Origin of the sequence: Compostibacter hankyongensis (assembly GCF_039541075.1) — a bacterium.
In the GTDB taxonomy this organism is placed as follows: domain Bacteria; phylum Bacteroidota; class Bacteroidia; order Chitinophagales; family Chitinophagaceae; genus Compostibacter; species Compostibacter hankyongensis.
This window is the reverse complement of record NZ_BAABFN010000002.1, coordinates 57,254-78,763: the sequence shown is the minus strand read 5'-3', so window position 1 is coordinate 78,763 and position 21,510 is coordinate 57,254. Positions and strand designations below refer to the sequence as shown.

Annotated in this window: 13 protein-coding genes; all 13 read left to right on the top strand. The window is 54.0% G+C overall.

The features are described 5' to 3' along the window. The first annotated feature begins 22 nt into the window (after positions 1–22). The 13 genes from ABD851_RS05300 (at position 23) to ABD851_RS05240 (ending at position 21,510) form a co-directional block, all read left to right on the top strand. The gene (locus tag ABD851_RS05300; RefSeq protein WP_344976577.1) at positions 23–955 is read left to right on the top strand and encodes a U32 family peptidase; all 933 of its coding nucleotides are present in this window, start codon (positions 23–25) and stop codon (positions 953–955) included. Positions 956–979: 24 nt separating this feature from the next. Beyond that, entirely contained in the window at positions 980–2,089 is a 1,110-nt protein-coding gene (locus ABD851_RS05295; RefSeq protein WP_344976574.1) for a mandelate racemase/muconate lactonizing enzyme family protein, read from the top strand. Between the two features lie 20 nt (positions 2,090–2,109). Beyond that, complete coding sequence (locus ABD851_RS05290; protein WP_344976571.1) at positions 2,110–3,075, top strand: Gfo/Idh/MocA family protein; 966 nt, start codon at positions 2,110–2,112, stop codon at positions 3,073–3,075. Continuing rightward, entirely contained in the window at positions 3,072–3,944 is an 873-nt protein-coding gene (locus ABD851_RS05285) for an amidohydrolase family protein (RefSeq protein WP_344976567.1), read from the top strand. The genes ABD851_RS05290 and ABD851_RS05285 overlap by 4 nt, the downstream gene beginning before the upstream one ends. Continuing rightward, positions 3,941–5,272: a sugar porter family MFS transporter gene (locus tag ABD851_RS05280; protein WP_344976563.1), complete on the top strand. Its 1,332-nt coding sequence runs from the start codon at positions 3,941–3,943 to the stop codon at positions 5,270–5,272. The genes ABD851_RS05285 and ABD851_RS05280 overlap by 4 nt, the downstream gene beginning before the upstream one ends. A gap of 35 nt (positions 5,273–5,307) precedes the next feature. Next, complete coding sequence (locus ABD851_RS05275; RefSeq protein ID WP_344976561.1) at positions 5,308–8,850, top strand: PVC-type heme-binding CxxCH protein; 3,543 nt, start codon at positions 5,308–5,310, stop codon at positions 8,848–8,850. Positions 8,851–8,852: 2 nt separating this feature from the next. Beyond that, positions 8,853–10,040 (top strand): FG-GAP-like repeat-containing protein, encoded by a 1,188-nt coding sequence (locus ABD851_RS05270; protein ID WP_344976558.1) that lies wholly within the window; start codon positions 8,853–8,855, stop codon positions 10,038–10,040. 219 nt (positions 10,041–10,259) lie between these two features. Beyond that, positions 10,260–13,385 carry a SusC/RagA family TonB-linked outer membrane protein gene (locus tag ABD851_RS05265; RefSeq protein ID WP_344976555.1) on the top strand — a complete coding sequence of 1,042 codons (3,126 nt, stop codon included), beginning with the start codon at positions 10,260–10,262 and terminating at the stop codon, positions 13,383–13,385. A 21-nt stretch (positions 13,386–13,406) separates the two neighbouring features. Next, positions 13,407–14,897 (top strand): RagB/SusD family nutrient uptake outer membrane protein, encoded by a 1,491-nt coding sequence (locus tag ABD851_RS05260; RefSeq protein ID WP_344976552.1) that lies wholly within the window; start codon positions 13,407–13,409, stop codon positions 14,895–14,897. A 57-nt stretch (positions 14,898–14,954) separates the two neighbouring features. Beyond that, entirely contained in the window at positions 14,955–16,586 is a 1,632-nt protein-coding gene (locus tag ABD851_RS05255) for a sulfatase family protein (RefSeq protein WP_344976549.1), read from the top strand. Positions 16,587–16,640: 54 nt separating this feature from the next. Then, positions 16,641–18,551: a sulfatase-like hydrolase/transferase gene (locus ABD851_RS05250; RefSeq protein ID WP_344976546.1), complete on the top strand. Its 1,911-nt coding sequence runs from the start codon at positions 16,641–16,643 to the stop codon at positions 18,549–18,551. 53 nt (positions 18,552–18,604) lie between these two features. Continuing rightward, a complete protein-coding gene (locus ABD851_RS05245) occupies positions 18,605–19,921 on the top strand; it encodes a glycoside hydrolase family 27 protein (protein ID WP_344976543.1) in 1,317 nt (438 codons plus the stop codon). A 29-nt stretch (positions 19,922–19,950) separates the two neighbouring features. Next, a complete protein-coding gene (locus ABD851_RS05240) occupies positions 19,951–21,510 on the top strand; it encodes a sulfatase family protein (RefSeq protein ID WP_344976540.1) in 1,560 nt (519 codons plus the stop codon).

Genomic DNA, 21,510 nt, shown 5'->3' with positions numbered 1-21,510 from the left:
TAACAGATAAAAAGGATATCGCATGCAACAGAGCAGGGAATTTCTAAAGTCACTGGGGTACCCCTCAGGAGATCTGTATGAGCTGCCGGATTCGGCCAAGCGCTTCCCCGACGGGGCGCAGTACAGGATAGAGCTGCCCAGCGTGGAAGGGCCGGCAGCGCTCGAAGCCATTCTGGAAGAGACAGACAAACACGGGCTGTTGATACACCGCATCTCCCAGGGCAGCGGCATCATGCTGCTGACCGATCAGGAAATAGAAGCCATGGGCCGTATGTGCGCCCGGCAGGGCATGGAGCTCAGCTTGTTTGTCGGTCCCAGGGGCACTTGGGACATCAGCGCGCTGCCTTTCACCCCGGCTGGAAAAGCGCAGGGCGTCCGGCATGAAGGGGCAGATCAGCTGATCTACGCCATGGAAGACCTCAAGCGCGCCGCCGCGCTGGGGGTAAGAGGTGCGCTTGTGGCGGACGAAGGATTATTGCTGCTGACCCGGGAAATGAAGCAACGCGGTATTCTGCCGGCAGATTTCGTCATCAAATGCTCCGTGCAGCTGATGGCCTCCAATCCGGTATCCGTACGGCTGATGCAGGAGCTGGGCGCAGACACCTACAATGTACCCACGGCCCTGACCCTGCCCCGGCTGGCCGCCATCCGGCAGGCGATCGATATCCCCATTGATCTTTATGTAGAGGTACCCGATAATCTGGGCGGCTTTATACGGCTTTACGAGATCCCTGAATTTATCCGCATCCTGTCGCCCGTATATATCAAGTTCGGGCTGCGCAATCATCCGGATGTATATCCTTCCGGCAAACATTGGGAATCCACGAATATCTCCTTGTGCCGGGAACGGGTTCACCGGGCACTCCTGGGCAGGCAAATGATCGAACGGTATTATCCCGATGCGGTGACCTCTGCACCCGGGGCCGCAGGACTGGGACTGCCGGCAATTAAATAACACAGGATTAAACCGAATCTACAGATGAACATAGCACAGATCGAAGTAGCACATTATTCCGTCCCGTCTTCCTTATTTGCCAAAAACGAAGTAACGGATACCACCCACCATATCCCCTCCCTGGAGATCATCATGGCCCGCATTCACACCGACACCGGTGTGGAAGGCATCGGCTATACCTATACCACGGGACATAACGCGCTCGCCGTGAAACAGATGATCCTTGAAGAGATCATCCCGGTCTATCTGCAACAGCCTGTGCGCCGCTATGACTACCTCTGGAACAAAGCCTGGTGGAACACCCACTGGGCCGGGCGCGGCGGCGTATCCACCCTGGCCATGGCCGCCGTGGATATCGGCGTATGGGACGCCCTGGCCAAGGCAGCAGGGATGCCGTTGTATAAATTCATCGGCGAGCACCGGCAGGCCATTCCCGCCTATGGCAGCGGGGTCAATCTGTCCTATTCGTTGGAAGAGCTGCTGGAGGAAACCAGGGAACATCTGGAGTGCGGCTTTGCCGGCGTAAAGATCAAGGTAGGCAAGCCGGATATGGCGGAAGATGCGGAGCGTTTGAAAGCCGTCAGAAAGCTGGTGGGCAGTAAGGTCAAAATCATGGTGGACGCCAATATGGGCTGGCAGATGAACGAGGCCCTTATCCGGGCAGGGGCGCTGAAAGAGATCGGGATGGCCTGGATAGAAGAACCGTTCATACCGGAAGACATCGATGCCCACGCTCTGCTTGGAAAGATAGCAGGCATCCCCATCGCGGCCGGCGAGAACCTGTATTCCAGGTTTCAGTTCAAGGATTATTTTGCGAAACAGGCGATCCAGGTGGTACAGGCGGATGTTATCCGCTGCGGCGGTATTACCGAATGGCTCAAGGTAGCCCGGCTGGCCGAGGTATACAACCTGCCCATGGCGCCCCATTTCGTGGTGGATCTGCATGTAAGTCTGCTGTGCGCCATTCCGAATGCCTATATCGCGGAGTACCTGCCCTGGTTCCATCCCATACAGATAGATCCGGTAACTACTACCGACGGTATTTTACGGCCCAAAGACCTGCCCGGACACGGCATCGAGTTCAACTGGGCGCTGCTGAAGTCCTACCGGGTGGACGATAGCGCTGCAGAATAACCCTTTAATCCCCTTCGTATATGCGTCAGTTGAAAATAGGCTTTATCGGCTGCGGCGATGTCGCTGAGCTGCATTATCAGGGTTTATCCTCCTGTTCCGGTGCGGAGCTCGGCGGCATTTACGATACCCACACCGGACTGATGCATAAAAGAGCACGGCAATGGGGGGTAACTGCCTTTGACAGCCTGGAGGACATGCTGCGGGAAAAGCAGATCGACGCCGTCTTTGTACTGACGCCGGCGGAGCGCCATTATACACATGTGATGGCGGCGCTGGAAGCGGGCAAACATGTACTGGTAGAAAAACCCGTGGCGGATGAGATGCAGCAGATCGAAGAAATGGAAAAGCTGGCGGCCGCACGGGGTCTGCATTGCATGCCGGCCCACAACTATATCTATGCTCCCGACATGTACCGGCTGAAAAAAAACATCGCGGAAGGAAATTTAGGACAGATCGCCGTTTCCTGGATCCTGTACCATATCCGGCACAGCGAAGAATTGTGCAGGCGCTATCCGGGCATCATCCATCAGATCGGGACGCATCTGCTGTATGCCCACCGTTATCTGTTCGGAGCCCCGGTCTCCATGTCGGCCCGCACTACCCGGCTGTTGTACCCCCATCTGCAACGAGATGACCAGGCCATCATCACGCTGACCATGCCCGACGGCTCGATGAGCAACCTGTTTGCCAGCTTTGCCGTATCGGACCATTCCACAAACCCTTGGAGCTTCGTCGTCAAGGTGCTCGGCACAAAGGGAAGCGTACAGCTTTCCTGGCAGGATGTGGTGCTGGATCGGGCGCTGGGAACCTTATCGCAGTCTTACGGACGCTATGAGGAGACCTATGAACATGAGATACGATATTTTATCCAGGAATGCATCTTATCCGGTAGGCCCCCGCTGTCCACCTTGCAGGATGCCCGGGCCGTATTGCAGCTGGTGCATGAAGCCGAACAGGATGCCGAAAATCACAAAAGAAGCTTATGAAAATAGACGCCCATCAGCATTTCTGGTCTACCCAAAGGCCAAATGATTACGGGTTCCTGACACCAGACGCCGGCGTGCTGTATAAGGATTACCTGCCTGCCGACTTAAGGCCCCACCTTCAGGACAACGACATCGATTATACGATCCTGGTTCAGGCCGCCGAAACCGAGGACGAGACCCGCTGGCTGCTGGAGCTGGCAGAAAAAACCGGGTATGTGGCCGGCGTCGTGGGATGGGTCAACTTTGATACCGATCCGGAATCCTTCCAAAAGGCCTTGAACGGCTTCCGGAAGCACGAAAAATTCGTCGGGGTCCGGCCTATGCTACAGGACCTCCCCGACGACCGTTTTATCCTGCGGCCGCGGGTTCTGGAAAATCTCCGCACAGTGGCCAACCTGGACTTCCCCTTTGAGCTGCTGGTCTATCCCCGCCACCTCCCTTATGTATATGAGATGCTGCAGCGAGTGCCAGGGCTGAGGGCCGTCATCGATCATCTTGCCAAGCCTGATATCCGTAGCGCGAAGCTCGACTTATGGCTTTTCTGGATGGAACAGATCAGCACTTTCCCCAATGTATGGTGCAAGCTCTCCGGCATGGTCACGGAAGCGGACCACAAAAGCTGGAAACCGGAAGATTTCAAGCCGTATGTATTCCCGGTCATGGATTGTTTTGGTGCCAACCGCCTGATGTTCGGCAGCGACTGGCCCGTCTGTCTGCAGGCCGCAACATACGGCGGGGTCTACCGGCTGCTCCATGACCTGCTGGAGCAGCGGGCGGAAAAGACCGGCAGCAATGCCTGTAAAGCCATCTTCGGTGAAAATGCGGCAGCCTTCTACAAGCTTTCACCCTTAAACAATAAAGCCGGATGAAAATATACCTGATATTGATTTGTCTTGCCGCAGCCGCCGGAGGATTCCTGTTCGGCTTTGATACTTCGGTCATCTCAGGAGCCATTGAATTTATCGCCGGGCCCGGGGTCTTTAATCTGGATGAAGTAGAAAAAGGCTGGACCGTAAGTTGTATTATCATTGGGTGCATGATCGGATGCATCTTTACCGGCCCGCTAAGCGACAAATACGGCAGAAAAAGGATATTGATCCTCACCTCCCTCTTATTCATCATCTCCTCGCTGGGATGCGCCTTTGCCCGGGAGCATGCTGTATTTATCCTGAGCCGGATTGTCGCAGGGATCGCGGTAGGCGCCGCCTCCATGCTGGCGCCCATATATATTGCGGAAGTCTCTCCGGCCAGACACCGGGGCAAGCTGGGAGCATTAAACCTCCTGGCCATATTCATAGGACAATCCACCGCCTTTATCTCAGATTTTCTTTTAAAGGATTTCGGGGGACTGAATAACTGGAGATGGATGATCGGTATCATGGCCTTACCGTCGGCCATACTGTTTATATTGTTGTTCTTTATACCGGAAAGCCCCCGGTGGCTCCTGGAAAAAAGAAAAAGGAACAAGGCATTTCTGATCCTTACCAAGATCAACGGAAAAGAAACAGGCGAAAACGAGCTGACCAGGATCGAAGCCGCTGTAACAGCCACCCCCAAAGGGAAATTAGGTGAATTGTTCAAAGGCAAGCTGCTGAAGCTGCTCCTGATAGGCATCGCGTTAGGCATTTTTCAACAGGTAACCGGGATCAATATCGTCATGTATTATGCTCCCCTGATCTTTAAATCTGCCGGCTTCGGAACAGATTCCGCTTTATTCCAGACGGCTGTAATGGGATTGGTCAATCTGACATTTGCCATAACAGCAATGTTCTTTGTGGACAGGTCCGGCCGGAAGCCGCTGATGATCATAGGTTCGGCGGGAATGGGGATATCCCTGCTGCTGCTGGCAATTACATTCATCACCCAAAACCATCATGGATATTTTGTGCTGTTCTGCATCATGGGTTTTTTAGCTTCATTCGGATTTTCTCTTGGCCCGGTAGTATGGATACTGATTGCTGAAATATTTCCCAATAACTTCAGAAGCCATGCCGTAGCGGTCTCGGTTTTTCTTTTATGGGGAGCCAACTTCGTGGTATCGTTTACGTTCCCCTATTTGCTGGCCCACCTGAAGGGATATTCATTTTTGATATATTCTTCTTTATGTTTTGTATGTTTAGGGTTTGTAATAAAATTCTTAACCGAAACCAAAGGCAAATCCCTTGAACAGATAGAAAAAGAACTGACCAGATCCTAATCGCCAAGTATTCCATCTTCATCACGACCCTAATTATGAACAAGCTTAATTTCCGAGTTCTTATTTATTCGCTATGTATTCTTGCATGCCTGCAGGAAGCCTGCAAGTCAAAAAAAGGCAGCTCCGGCGAATCACAGACCAGTGACCACGATATATTCTCCGATAACGTACGCATTACCGATTTTCAAACGCCGGAAGAAGAGCGCAAAGGATTTAAGCTTCCTCCTGGCTTCGAAATAACGCTTTTTGCATCGGAACCCGATATCGGCAAGCCCATCAATATGGCGTTTGACGCACAGGGACGGCTGTGGGTGACCAATACCACGGAATACCCCTACCCTGCGGCTCCGGGGAAAGGACACGATAAGATCACCATTCTGGAAGACAGCGACGGCGACGGCAAAGCGGACAAATTCACCACATTTGCCGACAACCTGAATATCCCGATCGGGATCACCCCATTCAGGGACGGCGCCATTGCGTACAGCATTCCTGACATTTACCGGTTCAAGGATACGGACGGAGACGGCAAATCCGACAACAGGAAAATATTACTGGGGCCGTTCGGCTTTACGGATACCCATGGCATGCAGAACAATTTTACACGGGGTTTTGACGGCTGGATATACGCTTGCCACGGTTTCACCAACACCTCTACCGTCGCCGGAACAGACGGAGATTCCATAACGATGATCTCCGGAAATACCTACCGGTTCCTACCGGATGGAAGCCGTGTGGAACAGACCACCTACGGACGCGTCAATCCCTTCGGATATGCTTTTGACGATTGGGGTTATCTCTATTCCCTGGATTGCCATTCCAAGCCGATCTATCAGCTGATCCGGGGTGCGGAATACCCGCAATTCGGAAAAAAAGCGCCGGCCATCGGTTTCGCCCCCGAAATGATGAGCTACGAATTCGGCTCTACGGCCAACTCAGGGCTGGTTTATTACACCGGTTTGCAGTTCCCCGAGGAATACCGACATAACTTTTATTCCGGCAATGTCGTCACCAGCAGGATAAACCGGAATATCATGACCCTCCACGGCTCATCGCCAAAGAGCAAACGGGAACCGGATTTTCTCGTCAGCTCCGATCCCTGGTTCCGTCCTGTGGATATCAAAACAGGCCCCGACGGGTCGCTGTACATCGCCGATTTTTACAATCGCATTATCGGCCATTACGAAGTACCGCTCGATCATCCCGGAAGAGATCACCGCAGCGGACGTATCTGGAAAATCACCTATACCGGCAACAAACCGCATCAGGATATTGCTCCGAAGAACTGGTCAAAGCTGCCGCTTGACGAGCTTATAAAGGCGTTGAACTATCCACAGCTGGATATCCGTATGAATATCGCCAACCAGATCGTGGATGCCTACGGGGACAAAGCGGTTCATCCGGTCATGCAGATGATGCAATCGGAAAACCCCGACCACAAGTCGTTTATCCAGGGGTTATGGATATTGTACCGGTTAAAGTCCCTGCCGGATAACCTTTTGGATAAAGCGCTAACCCATGCCGATCCGATGATACGGGTGCACGGCTTAAGGGTGCTGACCGAAATGAAATCCATCAGCTCAAAACAATATGACCAGGCGCTGATCGCGTTGAACGATAAAAATCCCCAGGTACAGCGTATTGCTGCAGAAGTACTCGGCCGTTTTCCAAAGCCCGGCAATATGACGCCGCTGATGAACATGTACACCGGGACTTCCGATGAGGATATGCACCTGAAATATACGATCCTGCTGAGCATCCGGGAACACCTCAAGAACACGGCCGTCATGCAGGATGTAGCGCATCGGAAATGGGATGATACGCAACTGGGAATATTGATGAAAGTGATGCCGGATGTGCCTTCAAAAGAAGCCGCCTCCTTTGCGCTGGACTACCTGCAGACCCACCAGGTCTCCCAGGAACAGCTGATCGCCTACCTGGGATATATCGGCCGGTATATACCCGACGACCATTTTGATCAGGCCATTACCCTGATCCGGAAAAAGGTATCCGACGACCTGGATGCCCAGTTTGCCCTGTACCAGACCATAAGACAGGGTGTCGCGCAAAGAGGGAGCCCGGCAAATCCGCGGTTGCGGCAATGGGGGATCGACCTGGCCAGGAAAGTGCTCGAACACGCCGCGGAGGGATCAGATACCTGGAGCAGCAGATCCTTGACGGAAACCGGGGACCCGGTAAATCCCTGGAGTGTTATCAACAGACCTATCGTCCGGGAAATCCCGAAGTTCAAGCTGGTCTGGAGCGAGTTCAAAGGATATCCTCCCCTCAGCAGCCTGCATTCTCCGGTGTTTAAGCTGCCGTCTGCTTTGCAGATGAAGGTCTTTGATAACGATATCCAGAACTCTGAATCCAAAGTAGGCACATCCAAAAACGCCATCCGTATAAGGCTCAGGGGAAGTGATAAGATCATCGGGGAATACCGGGCCCGGTTCGTCCGTAAAACATCGAACAAAGAATTGGTTAACATCGCAAAATTTGACCTGAGCGGTTATCAGGGGCAGGCGGGCTATATAGAAGTGATGGACAGCACCGCCACCGGATCGGTGGGGATAGGCGAGATCAGCCCTGCCGTGCTGAATATTCCGGATAAGGGACCGGCGGAAACAGCGGTTCGTCAGGTACAGGCGGCGGAGATTGCGGCAGATTACCACGCCGTCTCGCTGGAACCCGGGTTAAGAAAGCTGCTTGCCAACGCCGGCGCCGATGATCAGGCCAGGACAACGGCGGCAAGTACCTTAATGAGCCTTGCCCCGCAACAAAATACCGCCACGCTTGAACGTGTATTCAACCGGCAAGCCGAATCTCCTGCCATACGCGGGAAAATAGCCATGGCGCTCGGGCAATCCTCTGCTCCGGCGGTACTCGCCATATTGGGTAAAGGACTGGCAGGCGCGCCGCGAGGCCTGCAGGTCATTATTGCAAGCGTGCTTTCCAATTCCGGGGCCGGTATCGGTTATTTGTTAAAAGCCGTAAAAGCAGGAAATATCAACGGAGATATTCTGTCTGAGATCGCCGTTAAAGAGCGGCTTGCGGCCAATATCCGGAAGGAGCAGCAACAACAGCTGGACCAGCTCCTCAAAGGACAGGCGTTACCTGAAGATCGCCGGAAGCTGATACAGGAGCGGCTGGCCAGCTTTGACTCCTCCGCGGTCACGGCTGAGAACGGGAAGACGGTGTTTATCCGGAACTGCAGCATGTGTCACCAGATCAATGGCCAGGGTGGCGTGGTGGGCCCGCAGCTGGATGGTATCGGCAACTGGGGACAAAAAGCGCTCACCGAAAAGATCCTCAATCCCAACGGGAATATTTCACAGGCATTCCGTACCTATAATATAACTTTGAAAAACGGCCAGGTGCTGACCGGGTTATACCGCCGGGAAGAAGGAAACCTGCTGATCTTTGCCAACGCGGGAGGCCAGGAGTTTTCTGTCGCCCAAAGCGATATCAAAGAAAGAAGAGCTTCCCGGTATACCTTAATGCCGGACCAGTTCAGTAAGATCATCGCCAAAAAAGATTTCGATGCGCTGATCAAATTTTTACTCACCGCAAAGGAATAAGCATGACAGCCATCCCGCATAGTTTAAAGACCGCCGCCCTCGCCGGCATGCTGCTGATCTGTCAGTCCTGTACCTCCCAGACGCCGGGCGACAGGCCTGTGAAGTTTAAAAAACATACCCTCACCCATACCTATATCTCCGGAGGGGTGGCCGTGGGTGATATCAACCGGGACGGGAAAACGGATATCATCGCCGGGGCATACTGGTTTGAAGCCCCCGGATGGAAGCCGCATGAGATCGCAAAACCGGATACTTTCTCGGTAGATAACGGATACAGCAATTCCTTTCTCAACTTCTGCATGGATGTTAACCAGGACGGCTGGGTCGACCTGATCCGGGTGGACTTTCCAGGCAAGGCGGCCGTATGGCACGAAAATCCGGGCAACCGGAAGACAGGATACTGGAAAGTCCATCCCGTTTACCCTGCCGTAGGCAACGAATCGCCGGCACTTGTAGATGTAGACGGCGACGGAAGGCAGGATCTTCTTTGTAACGATCCCGGAAAAAAACAAATGATATGGGTGCGTGCCCCGGAGAAGGGAGATACGCTGTGGCAGCCTTTTGTGATCGGCGAAGGCGAGGGTACAAAAGGCACTCACGTATTTACGCACGGACTGGGACTGGGCGATATGAACGGCGACGGGCGAAAGGACGTAATTATAAAAGACGGATGGTGGGAAGCCCCGGAAAACCGGCAACAGCCCCACTGGACCTTTCATCCGGCAGACCTGGGAGGGGACTGCTCCCAGATGTATGTGACGGATGCGGATGAAGACGGGGATCCGGACGTGATCAGCGCATCGGCCCACAATTACGGCGTCTGGTGGCACGAGCAGAAAAAAGACCGGCAGGGAAATACCAGCTGGGAACATCATGACATCGACACATCCTTCTCCCAGTCGCACGGCATGGCCTTTTCGGATATCAACGGGGACGGCTATCCCGATCTGGTAACGGGTAAGCGTTATTATGCCCATAATGGTCACGATCCCGGGGCGCACGAACCCGCCGTGCTCTACTGGTTCGAATTCAAACCCGGTAAGCAACCCGCCTGGATACCCCATAAAATAGACGACAATTCCGGTGTAGGACTGCAGGTTGACGTTCAGGACCTCAATAAGGACAAGCTGCCCGATATCGTCATAGCCAACAAGAAGGGAGTATTCTACTTTGAACAGTTGAACCGCTGACATGCCCGGCCGACGGATCCGGCCGATAGATATACTAAGGGTCGCTTGCTCAGAAAGCACGGGCTACGGTGCATTGCCTTCGAAACCTGCGGGCTGGGAATTTATACGGGCGCAATAAAAACCGGAAACATCCGCGGATCTTCCGGCAGGCGTCCAGGCAACCCATCCTGAGGACCGGACACTTTAGACCATAAAATCTAAACCCAAACTCAGTAATGTATGCAGCTAAATTCTACCAGGTTATCCCTACCCCAAAAGGGAAGACGCTTTCCCCAGATATTGCTGGCCATGAAGCTTACCGTCGTATTACTGCTGACGACCTGTATCGAAACAAACGCCGGGGGATATGCACGCCCGCCGGTACGTCTGCCGCCTCCGCCCGTCAACATCCGGGGGGCCGTGTCGGATTCCGCAACGGAAAAACCCCTGTCGGGCGTTACCATACAGGTAAAAGGAGCAGCAACGGGAACGACTACCGATGCAACAGGTAAATTTGAGTTGTCTGTCCCCGATAACGCCGTCCTGCTCGTCTCCTTCCTCGGCTACAACAAAAAAGAGATACCCGTAAACGGCCGTACCCACCTTACAATATACCTTTCGCCTTCCGCTACCGGGCTGGACCAGCTTGTCGTGGTAGGATACAGCACCAAGCGACAGTCCGAATTGTCCTCTTCCGTGGCCGTGGTCAATGAAAAACAGCTGAGGGGCATAACGACACCGGATATCGGTACCATGCTCCAGGGAAAAGTTCCGGGACTCGTAGTATCCAATTCCAGAGGCAGGCCCGGCAACAATACGGACATCGTTATCCGCGGAGTGGGGTCCATCGGGGCCGGCCATGCGCCGCTCTATGTCGTTGACGGCATGATCGGCGGATCGGTCGACCCCAACAATATTGCCTCCGTTACGATATTAAAAGATGCAGCGGCTACAGGGCTCTATGGTTCCCGGGCCGCCAACGGGGTGATCGTGATCACGACAAAAAGCGGACAAAGCGGCAAAACAAGGATAAGCTACAACGGCTCATTTGGCCTGACCAGACGCCAGCGGGGCAACATCAGGATGATGAATTCGGCGGAACTGTATGCCATGCAGGGGGAAGGATACCGGAACTATTACGATGAGCAGGTCGCCGCCGGCGATCCGGCATTTACCGGAACCGAGTTCGACGACTATCTGGAATCCGTATTGCCTTCCGCATTAATGAATACCCGCACGGACTGGCAGTCGCTGCTTTCGCGAACCGGTTATGTAAACAGCCACCAGCTGGCTGTTTCCGGCGGCAATGAAAAGACGACCTTCTACGTCAGCGGCAATTACTACCGCGAATTGGGGACCATGCTATCCACGGATTACCAGCGAATGGACCTGCGGGTGAATCTGAAGCACAGGATATCGGACCAGTTTACCCTGTATACCCGCATCAGCGCAGGCGGAGACAAAAGTCCCAATGATCCCCTTACGGGACAGGAAGGCGAGATGAGCCAGTTTTATAACAACATGCCCTGGGATTCCGCCTTCGAAGCAGACGGCGTTACACCGTATAACCCGCTGAAAGCCGGAAGCCACTGGATCGGGAATGCCAAATCCAATTACTTCTACAATATCCGGCATCAAAATGACATTACCCGGAACGGGCATCTGAATGCGGACCTCCAGCTGGATATAAAGCTGGCCGACTGGATATCCTTTTCCACCAAGAACAGGATCGGCTTTTCGGGATATGACCATACGCAGCTGCTGGACAAGTATCACCAGCTGGCCAGCACGGTAAACGGTCAGATCACACAGGACTATTCCTATCACAGCGCGTTCCTTACCTCCAACCTGCTGAACCTGGAGCACAGCTTCGGCAATCACAATCTCTCCGGTATTTTAGGAGAGGAATACAGCTACAGCAGAAACTCCAACACGCTGGCGGTGGGGAAAGACATTCCGGTAGGACTGAGCGCGCTGAATGCCGCAGGAAGCCCCAAAAGCATTTCGGGCAACAAGACAGAAACAGGGTTCCTTTCCTACTTCGCGGAAGCAGACTATAATTATCTCCACCGGTATTTTCTGGTGGGTTCCGCCCGCCGCGACGCCTCTTCGCTCTTCGGCGCCAACAACCGCTGGGCCTCCTTCTATTCCATCGGCGCATCCTGGATCGCCAGTAATGAACAGTTTCTCAGCAGGCAGACATGGATAGACCTGCTGAAGCTCAGGTTCAGCTACGGTACAACAGGTAATGCCAATATCTCGCCCTATCTTTCGCTGGGCACCTATGCGTTTTCCCAGAACAGCACCTATGATGCGATATCGGGAGCCTGGCCCGCCCGAGTCCCCAATCCGGACCTGACCTGGGAGAAAGGATACACGACCAACATCGGGCTGGAGTTTGCCATACTGAAGCGTTTTAACCTTGAAGTCGATCTGTACAACCGGACCAACAAAGACCTGCTGCAAAACGTTCCCCTGTCGGCGGCAAGCGGATTTTCCGGCCAGCAGAGAAATGTGGGTTCCGTAAGGAACAGGGGAATCGACGTCAGCTTCACCTCTACCAACCTGAACGGGAAGCTGCGCTGGGAGACCATGCTGAACGTGAATGTCAACAGGAATAAAGTACTGGCGTTGAACGGACATGAAGATATCGCTTCCGGGAATATGAGAATCCGGGAAGGACTTCCCCTCCGGTATTTTTATATGAAGCAATGGGCCGGGGTAGATCCCCAGACCGGAAACCCGCTATGGGTGAGGTGGGAGGATAAGGACGGCAATATTATCAACGGGGCCGACAAGAAGGACCCGGTCGAGGTGAGCACCACCGGCAATTACAACGAGGCCAGCAATCTTTTCATCCGGTCCGCCTATCCCGATTTTACGGGAGGCATCCGGAACGATCTGTACTACGGGAATTTTTCGCTCAGCGTATTGTGCAACTTTGTTGCCGGACAAAGCATCTACTTCTCCGCACGGGAACGCAGGGATGCCGACGGAAACAGCCTCAATCAGAATCAGATGAAGCTTCAGAAAGGATGGGTCCGCTGGGAAAAGCCCGGAGACATCGCTACCCATCCGAAATTACTGGCAGGAGGCACTGCCTCTAACAGCACATCGTCCCGCTATCTTGAAGATGCCGGTTATTTTCGCATACAGAATATCAGGCTGGGATACAGCATTCCGCATGTGTATAGATTCTCGGATTTCAATGTGTATCTCAGCATAGATAATCTTGCAGTATTCACACCTTTCAGCGGGGACGATCCGGATGTGGATATGGAAAGTCCGGTAATATCGCAGAATTCAGACAATTCGACCTATACGACGAACCAGAAGATCATGATAGGGCTGAACATTACGCTGTAACCATACAAAAGAACAATCGTTATGAAAATAAATATAAATAAAAGCATCATCTGGGTGATACTTCTCACCATGACAGCCTGCCACAAGCTGGAATACCTCCCGGCTGACCAGCTGGACATCAGCCAGGTGGCCGGCTCCCCCGAAGGGCTTCAAAGCATACTGAACGGCGTATATGCGCGGCTGAAACAACGAAATTATGTAAGACACCGTGTTGTCATGCAGGAATATCCGAGCGATCAGGAAGTATGGGTTAAAAACAGCGGGGATCATTCACAGCAGATATACAGCTACCAGTGTACCGTAAACAACTCCGTGGCCAGCCAGTTCTGGAAGCAGGCCTATTACGGCATATACGAAGCAAATGTACTTATCGCCGCCATAAAAGACGATGCAGCCAAAGAGCAGCTCCAGATAAAGGGAGAAGCGCTTTTTCTGCGGGCGCTCATGCATTATGACCTGGTACGTGCGTTTTCAAGGCCTTATTCCCAGGATCCCGAAAAGAACCTGGGCGTTATGATAAGGGACAATACCGATGTAAATGCCCTGCCTCCCCGGAGCACGGTGAAAGATACCTATGCATTCATCGAAGGCGATCTGTTAAAAGCCGCGGAGCTGATGACCGTACACAAGCCATCCATTTATGCTTCCAGGGAAACGGCCCGGGCGCTGCTGGCCAGGCTATATCTCTATATGGGAGAAAATGACAAAGCCATACAGTATGCAGACATGGTGATCAATTCCGGCCAGTATCATTTGCTGGAAACGGAAGCTTTCGGCGCATATTTTACACAGCTGCCGGAGAGCAATCCCGAAACCATCTTTGCCATAAAGCTGACGGAGAATGAAAACATGGGAAAGACCGCGATAGGCTCGCTCTACACCTCGGACGGAGGCGGATGGGGAGAAATAATGGCGTCCCCCACTTACCTCCGCCTGATCTACAAGAACAAGAATGACGAACGGATCAAATTCCTCAACCCCGTCTACGTCCATGACCAGAGCGGGCAAAAGATACCGAGCGCTACGGAGCCCTCGGGCTATGAGGTCGAAAAAAGGGATGGCTATTCCAAATACTACATCGAAAAGTATTCCAACGAGGGAGGAATACCGCTGTTATCCTCCCCGATTGTGATAAGACTGGCCGAAATGTATCTTATCAAGGCGGAAGCGTATGCCAAGCTTGGCCAGGATGAAGACGCCCTGGATATGGTAAACCTTATCCGGAAAAGGGCCGGCCTGTCCGGAGATCAGCTGTACACCGCCGGAGACCTGAAGGGTTACCCTACCGTTCTGGATGCGGTGCTGGGAGAAAGAAACCTGGAGCTGGCCTGGGAAGGTCACCGCTCGTTCGACCTGTTCCGGAACGGCCGTTCGCTGGACAGGAGCTATGTGCCGGCTGTCGGCTGGAGCGGTCCCCGCGGGCTTATCCCGCCCGATGCCCGCAGCATCGTCATCCCCATTCCCGAAGACGAGATAGCCCTCAATCCCAACCTGGTCCAAAATCCGTTATAGACGGGAAATCCCGCCTTCAGTATTTTGTTTCTCAGCAGAATGCCATACATTAACAAGATGAAAAAAAATCAGGTATATATAGCCGCCATCGCCACCCTGCTTTTTTCACTGCCCTGCGGTTTGCAGGCGCAGACCCCTCATCCACCCGCCCGGCTGCCGAACATCCTGTTCTGCATCGCCGACGACGCTTCCTATCCGTTCATGAGCGCATACGGATGCCAATGGGTGCATACGCCGGGATTTGACGAGGTTGCGCGCAACGGAATACTTTTCAATAACGCCTATACGCCAAACGCCAAATGCGCTCCGTCGAGGTCCTGCATCCTCACCGGCCGGAATTCCTGGCAGCTGGAGGCGGCCGCCAACCATGTGGCCTATCTTCCCGCCAAGTTCATCACCTATGCGGAAGCCCTGGACAGCGGACGGTACTTTGTCGGCTATACCGGCAAGGGATGGGCGCCCGGTGATGCCGGCACGGTAAACGGGAAAAAACGGGAACCGGCGGGCAAACCGTATAACCGGATCAGGACCGTTCCCCCGACCCGGCAGATCAGCCCGATAGACTACGCCGCCAACTTCAGGGCCTTTATGAAAGAAAAACCCCGGGGGCAGCCTTTTTGCTTCTGGTTCGGCGGCTTTGAGCCCCACCGGCCCTATGCCTTCCGCTCGGGCATCGAAAAGGGAGGCAAATCGGTGACGGCAATCGATAAAGTTCCGCCATTCTGGCCCGATAATGACACCATCCGCGCCGATATGCTGGACTACGCCTTCGAGCTTGAGTATTTCGACAAGCAGCTGGTGAAGGCCCTGCAGATATTGAAGGAAAGCGGGGAGCTGGATAATACGATTATCGTGGTAACGGCGGATAACGGCATGCCTTTCCCCCGCGCCAAGGGGCAGGAATACGAATATTCCAACCATATTCCCCTCGCCGTCATGTGGAAAAACGGTATCCAGCATCCCGGCCGGATCGTAGACGACTTTGTAAGCTTCATTGATCTTGCCCCGACCTTCCTGGAAGTCGCGGGAGTGGATCCCGGCCGGACCGGCATGCAACCCATAACGGGGAAAAGTCTCACCGATATCTTTTATTCCTCCCGGGAAGGAACGGTAAACCCGCAGCGGGATCATGTGCTGATCGGGAAAGAACGGCATGATGTAGGCCGTCCCCACGATGAGGGTTATCCGATCCGGGGAATCATCGCAAAGGGATTTTTATATCTGCATAATTTCAAAACCGACCGCTGGCCCGCCGGCAACCCGGAGACAGGATACCTGAATGTAGACGGCAGCCCCACCAAAACGCAGGTCATACAGTCGCGCAAGACCCCGGATACCCGTAAATACTGGGAATGGTCGCTTGGAAAGCGGCAGCCCGATGAGCTTTACCGCCTCCAATCGGACAGGTCCTGTCTGAACGACCTCTCCGCCAATCCGGAATACCGGCACATCCTGGATACGCTCAGGACACAGCTGTTTACCGAGCTGAAGGCACAGCAGGACCCGCGGATGTATGGCAGGGGCGATATCTTTGATCAATACCCCTACGCCAATCCCGACGTGCGGAACTTCTATGAAAAATACAGCCGGGGAGAAAAGGTTCGCGCAGGATGGGTCAATCCGACGGACTTCGATACCCTTCCGGAATTTTTGCCGGCCCGCATGAAAAACAGGGCTTCCGGACAATAAACGACAGCCCTGTCTTACACGTTAAGACACGCCTATACGCAGCAAATTATGATTATGTTACGCACAACCCTCGTTATCCTGATCATCGCCGGCGCTGCCGGCAGGATCCTCGCCCAGACATCCCCGCCGCATCCGCAGCCGAACATACTCTGGGTCACCATCGAAGACACCTCGCCGGAATTCATCGGCTGCTATGGTAACCCGAACGCCCATACGCCAAATATAGATAAGCTGGCTGAAAAAGGCGTACGGTTTACCAATGCCTTCTCCACCGGTACGGTCTGCTCGCCCAGCCGGTCCACCATTATCACCGGCGTCCGTACCTACAAAACAGGGACGGGCAACCACCGCAGCCAGTACCCGCTGCCTTCCTTTATCAAGGGATTCCCTTATTATCTCCGGCAGGCCGGGTATTATACCACCAACAATGCCAAAACGGACTACAATATCGCCGATCCGAAACCGTTTATCGCCGAAGCCTGGGACGAAAGCTCGGGAAAAGCGGGCTGGTGGAACCGGAAACCCGGTCAGCCTTTCTTTGCCGTCTTCAACTTTATGGACTCCCACCAGTCCCGCACCATGACCTGGTCCTACGATCAGTACAAGACCCAGGTATGGGATAAGCTCCCTCCCTCCGACCGCATCGGGGAACAGGATTTCGACATGCCGCCCTTCTTCAGGAACAGCCCGGAAATGCGCCGGCAGTTTGCCCGCGTTTATAATTCCCTGTCCCTGACAGACCGGAAGATCGGGGCGCTTCTGGAGCGGCTGAAACAGGACCATCTGACGGACAGCACGATCATTTTCTTTTATTCCGATCACGGCGAAGGCGTACCCCGTGGAAAAACCAACGGTATCGACCTGGGTTACCGCGTGGCCTTTGCGATCTGGGTTCCACCCATGTACAAAGACCTTTCCCCCTGGGGCAGCGGCGTGGTCTCCGATGAGCTGGTGGATTTCGAAGACCTGGCGCCCACCCTCATCAGCCTGGCCGGCGGTAAGATACCCGCCTATCTGAAAGGCCGCATATTCATGGGGCCGCAGCGCACCCCTCCGCCGGATTATCTGGTGCTGTCCTCAGACCGTTCCGATAACGGGATTGACATGATCCGCAGCATAACCGACGGCCGGTACATGTATTCCCGCAACTATATGCCTTTCATGCCGGAGGCCCGTTACATCCGTTATATGGAAATAGGCGACATCAAACAGCAGATGCGGAAAGACCTGGCTGAAAACAAACTGGACGCCCTGCAAAGGAGTCTCTTTGAGGACCGTCCTGCTGCTTTTTTATTCGATACCCGGCAGGATAAATGGGAAACCCGTAACCTGGCCGGCCTGCCCGCCTACCGGTCCCTGGCAGAAAAAATGCAGCAAAAGCTGGATACGGCGCTGACGGATGCGCGGGACGTGATGTTTCTTCCGGAATATGAAATAGGGCTGATCTCACAGAAGACCTCCCCCTATACATTCCGGCTCGATAAAAAAGCATATCCTTTTGAAACCATATACGCGGCAGCCTCGCTTTCGGGAAAACGGGGGAAGGACATTACCGCGCAACAGATCCGTCTTTTGAAGAGTCCGAACAAGATCGTGCGGTACTGGGCAGCCCTCGGGCTGCGTTCGCAGGACAGCCTCGATCTGCTGGCTTACCGCCCCGAGCTGACCCGGGCCCTGCACGACAGCTATCCTCCCGTAGCCGTTACCGTGGCGGCTATCGATTACGGGCTGTTTGGCGACAACGCTGCCCGGGACAGTCTTATCCGTTTTATTGGAAACGACAATATGGACCTGGCCCTTATGGCAGTCAACTATCTGCTGTATATAAAAAATACTGCGCCTTTTGTCCGCGCGGTCGAAGCGGCAAAAGCAAACAAGGCCGTTAATTATAATGTAAAGGCGGCGTGCAACGATTTCCTGGGCAGGCTCGGGCGCATCCCCAATGATTTCTCGCACGAAAGATAAGAACCTGAATTTTTTATATTTTACACAGCTATTGGCAGGCATTATATATTACTATGAAAAACATACTCACTCCCGCAGGCCGGGCATCTGTCCTTTCCTTATTCATACTCGGCATCCTGATCTCCGGGTATCAAACGGCCCGGGCGGAGACGCATCGTGCGCCTGTGCGCGTGGAGTCCAACCGCCCGGCAGCGAAGCTCGACATCCCGGCCAAAGAAGATACCCTCCCCGCATCGGCTTCCGGCCCGCTGGCGCCGGCCCCGCCGATGGGATGGAACAGCTGGAACTGGTTCGGTAAGAAAAACATCAATGAAAAAGTCGTCCGGGAGGTCATCGACGCCATCGTAAAAGAAGGGCTGCGTGATGCCGGTTACCGGTATGTGATCGTAGACGGAGGATGGAGGGACACTGTGCTGGATGCCAACGGGGGACTCCGGCCCAACCCCATAAGATTTCCCCATGGCATAAAAGCCCTGGCCGATTATGCCCATGCCAAAGGACTGAAGTTCGGCTTGCATACCGTACCCGGTACACGCGACTGCGGAGGCGATAAGGTTGGCGGCTATGGGCATGAAGCGGTTCAGATACAGCAATTCGCGGACTGGGGAATTGATTTTATCAAACTGGACAAATGCCGCATGCAGGGCAACTGGGACGAAGCGCAGCTGAAAGCGGTTTACTTCAAATGGGCCGGCCTGATCCGGAAAAGCGGAAGGGATATGGTCTTAAGCATCAGCGCATACAAGTTCCGGGACTGGAACCCCGAAGCGGGACAGATGTCGCGTACCACGCCGGATATACGGGCAAAATGCAACGGCGGAGCGGTTTTCGAAAATCCGCATGATGGCCGGAAGGCCCCGCTGAGCGTAATGGATATTGCCGAAATGAACAGTCTTTCCGCACAATATGCCCGCCCGGGATACTGGAACGATCCCGATATGCTGGTGACGGGAGACCAGGGACTTACCCCCGGAGAACAGCGGGCGCATTTTGCGCTTTGGTGCATCATGTCCGCTCCGCTTTTCCTGGGCAATGATCCCATCCACATGTCCCCGGAAGAAAAATCAATCATCCTGAACAAAGCAAGCATTGCCGTTGACCAGGACCCGACCGAACAGGGAAAACGGGTAAAGGTTACGGGAGATACCGAAATATGGGCCAAGAAGCTCAAAGGGGGGAAAGCGGCCATACTGCTTTTGAACCGGAACAGCAGCGAAAGCAAGCCCGTTACCCTGAAATTCAGGGATATCGGTCTTCCGGAAAAGGTAAAAGTAAAAGAGGTTTACTCCGGAAAGGATCTTGGCGCTTTTACCGGTAATATAACCCGGGAAATAAAACCCCATAGCGGGCTGTTTCTCGTGACCGAATGATATTTCCCGATACCATCCAACGATACCTCATGAATAAATGGCTGTTCCTGATCTTTATTTCCCTGCTGCTGGGCCAGATGTCCTGTAGGCAAAAACCGGCAGCCGCGGAAAAGCCGAATATCATTATCATCTATGTCGACGACCTGGGCTATGGCGATGTGGGTTGCTATGGCGCCGGGGGGGTCAGCACACCCAACGTCGACCTGCTGGCCAGCAAGGGTCTGATGCTCACCGATGCGCATGCCACAGCCTCTACCTGTACCCCGTCGCGGTTTTCCCTGCTCACGGGAAGCTATGCTTTCCGGAATGATGCCGCCATACTTCCGGGAGATGCGCCTTTGCTGATCCGGCCCGGAACGCCGACCTTGCCCGGGATGCTGCAGAAGGCGGGATATACCACCGCGGTGATCGGAAAATGGCACCTGGGTCTGGGCAACGGTACGCCGCAATGGAACGGTATATTAAAGCCCGGTCCGACGGAAGTGGGATTCGACTATTCATTTATTGTGCCGGCTACGCTGGACCGCGTCCCTACGGTATATGTGGAAAACCATCGTGTCGTGAACCTCGATGCACAGGATACCATTGCGGTAAGTTACGAACATCGCATCGGCAATCTGCCCATAGGCCTTGAACATCCCGAGCTGCTTAAGTTCAAAGCCGATTCGCAACACAGCGGCACCATCGTAGACAGCATCAGCCGCATCGGGTTCATGTCCGGGGGACGGTCGGCCTGGTGGAAGGACGAGGACATCGCCGACGTACTGGTCAAACAGATGGATGCGTTCATCCGCAAGCATCAAAAATCTCCCTTTTTCCTCTATTTCTCATTGACCGATATCCACGTCCCCCGCGCCCCGGCTTACCGTTTCAAAGGGAAAAGTACCATGGGCTCCCGCGGAGACGCTATCGCGGAAATGGACTGGTCTACCGGAGCGGTTTTAAAAACGCTGGATGCGCTGGGCCTGACAGACAATACCCTGGTGATCTTCACCAGCGACAACGGCCCCGTGCTGGATGACGGATACGACGATCATGCCGAGCAGCTGGTCGGCGCGCACAGACCGGGAGGTCCCTTTAAGGGTGGCAAATACAGCGCCTTTGAAGCGGGCACACGGGTGCCTGCCATTGTTTACTGGCCGGGGAAGATAAAGCCCGGGACCAGCAATGCCCTGGTCAGCCAGGTAGATTTCTTTGCTTCTTTTGCCGCCCTCACCGGTCAGAAACTGGATGAAAGGGATGCTCCGGATAGCTTCAACATGCTGGATGCGCTAACCGGAAAATCAGATACGGGAAGAACGACGCTGCTCGAAGAAGCCTATACCTTTGCCTTGCGTTCGGGAGCGTGGAAATATATCGCTCCCCAGACCCGGCCGACGCCGGGCTGGATGAGCAATAAAAAGATACCCACCGGCCTGGAACCCTTTCCCCAGTTATACCGGTTGGATGCCGATACGGCAGAGCTGCACAATGTCCGGGAGCAGTATCCCGACAGGACAGCAGAAATGAAAAATACGTTGACGAAAATCATTCAGGACGACGGTACCCGGCCGGGATTTAAAAAACAAAATCAGGCAGCAAACAGATGA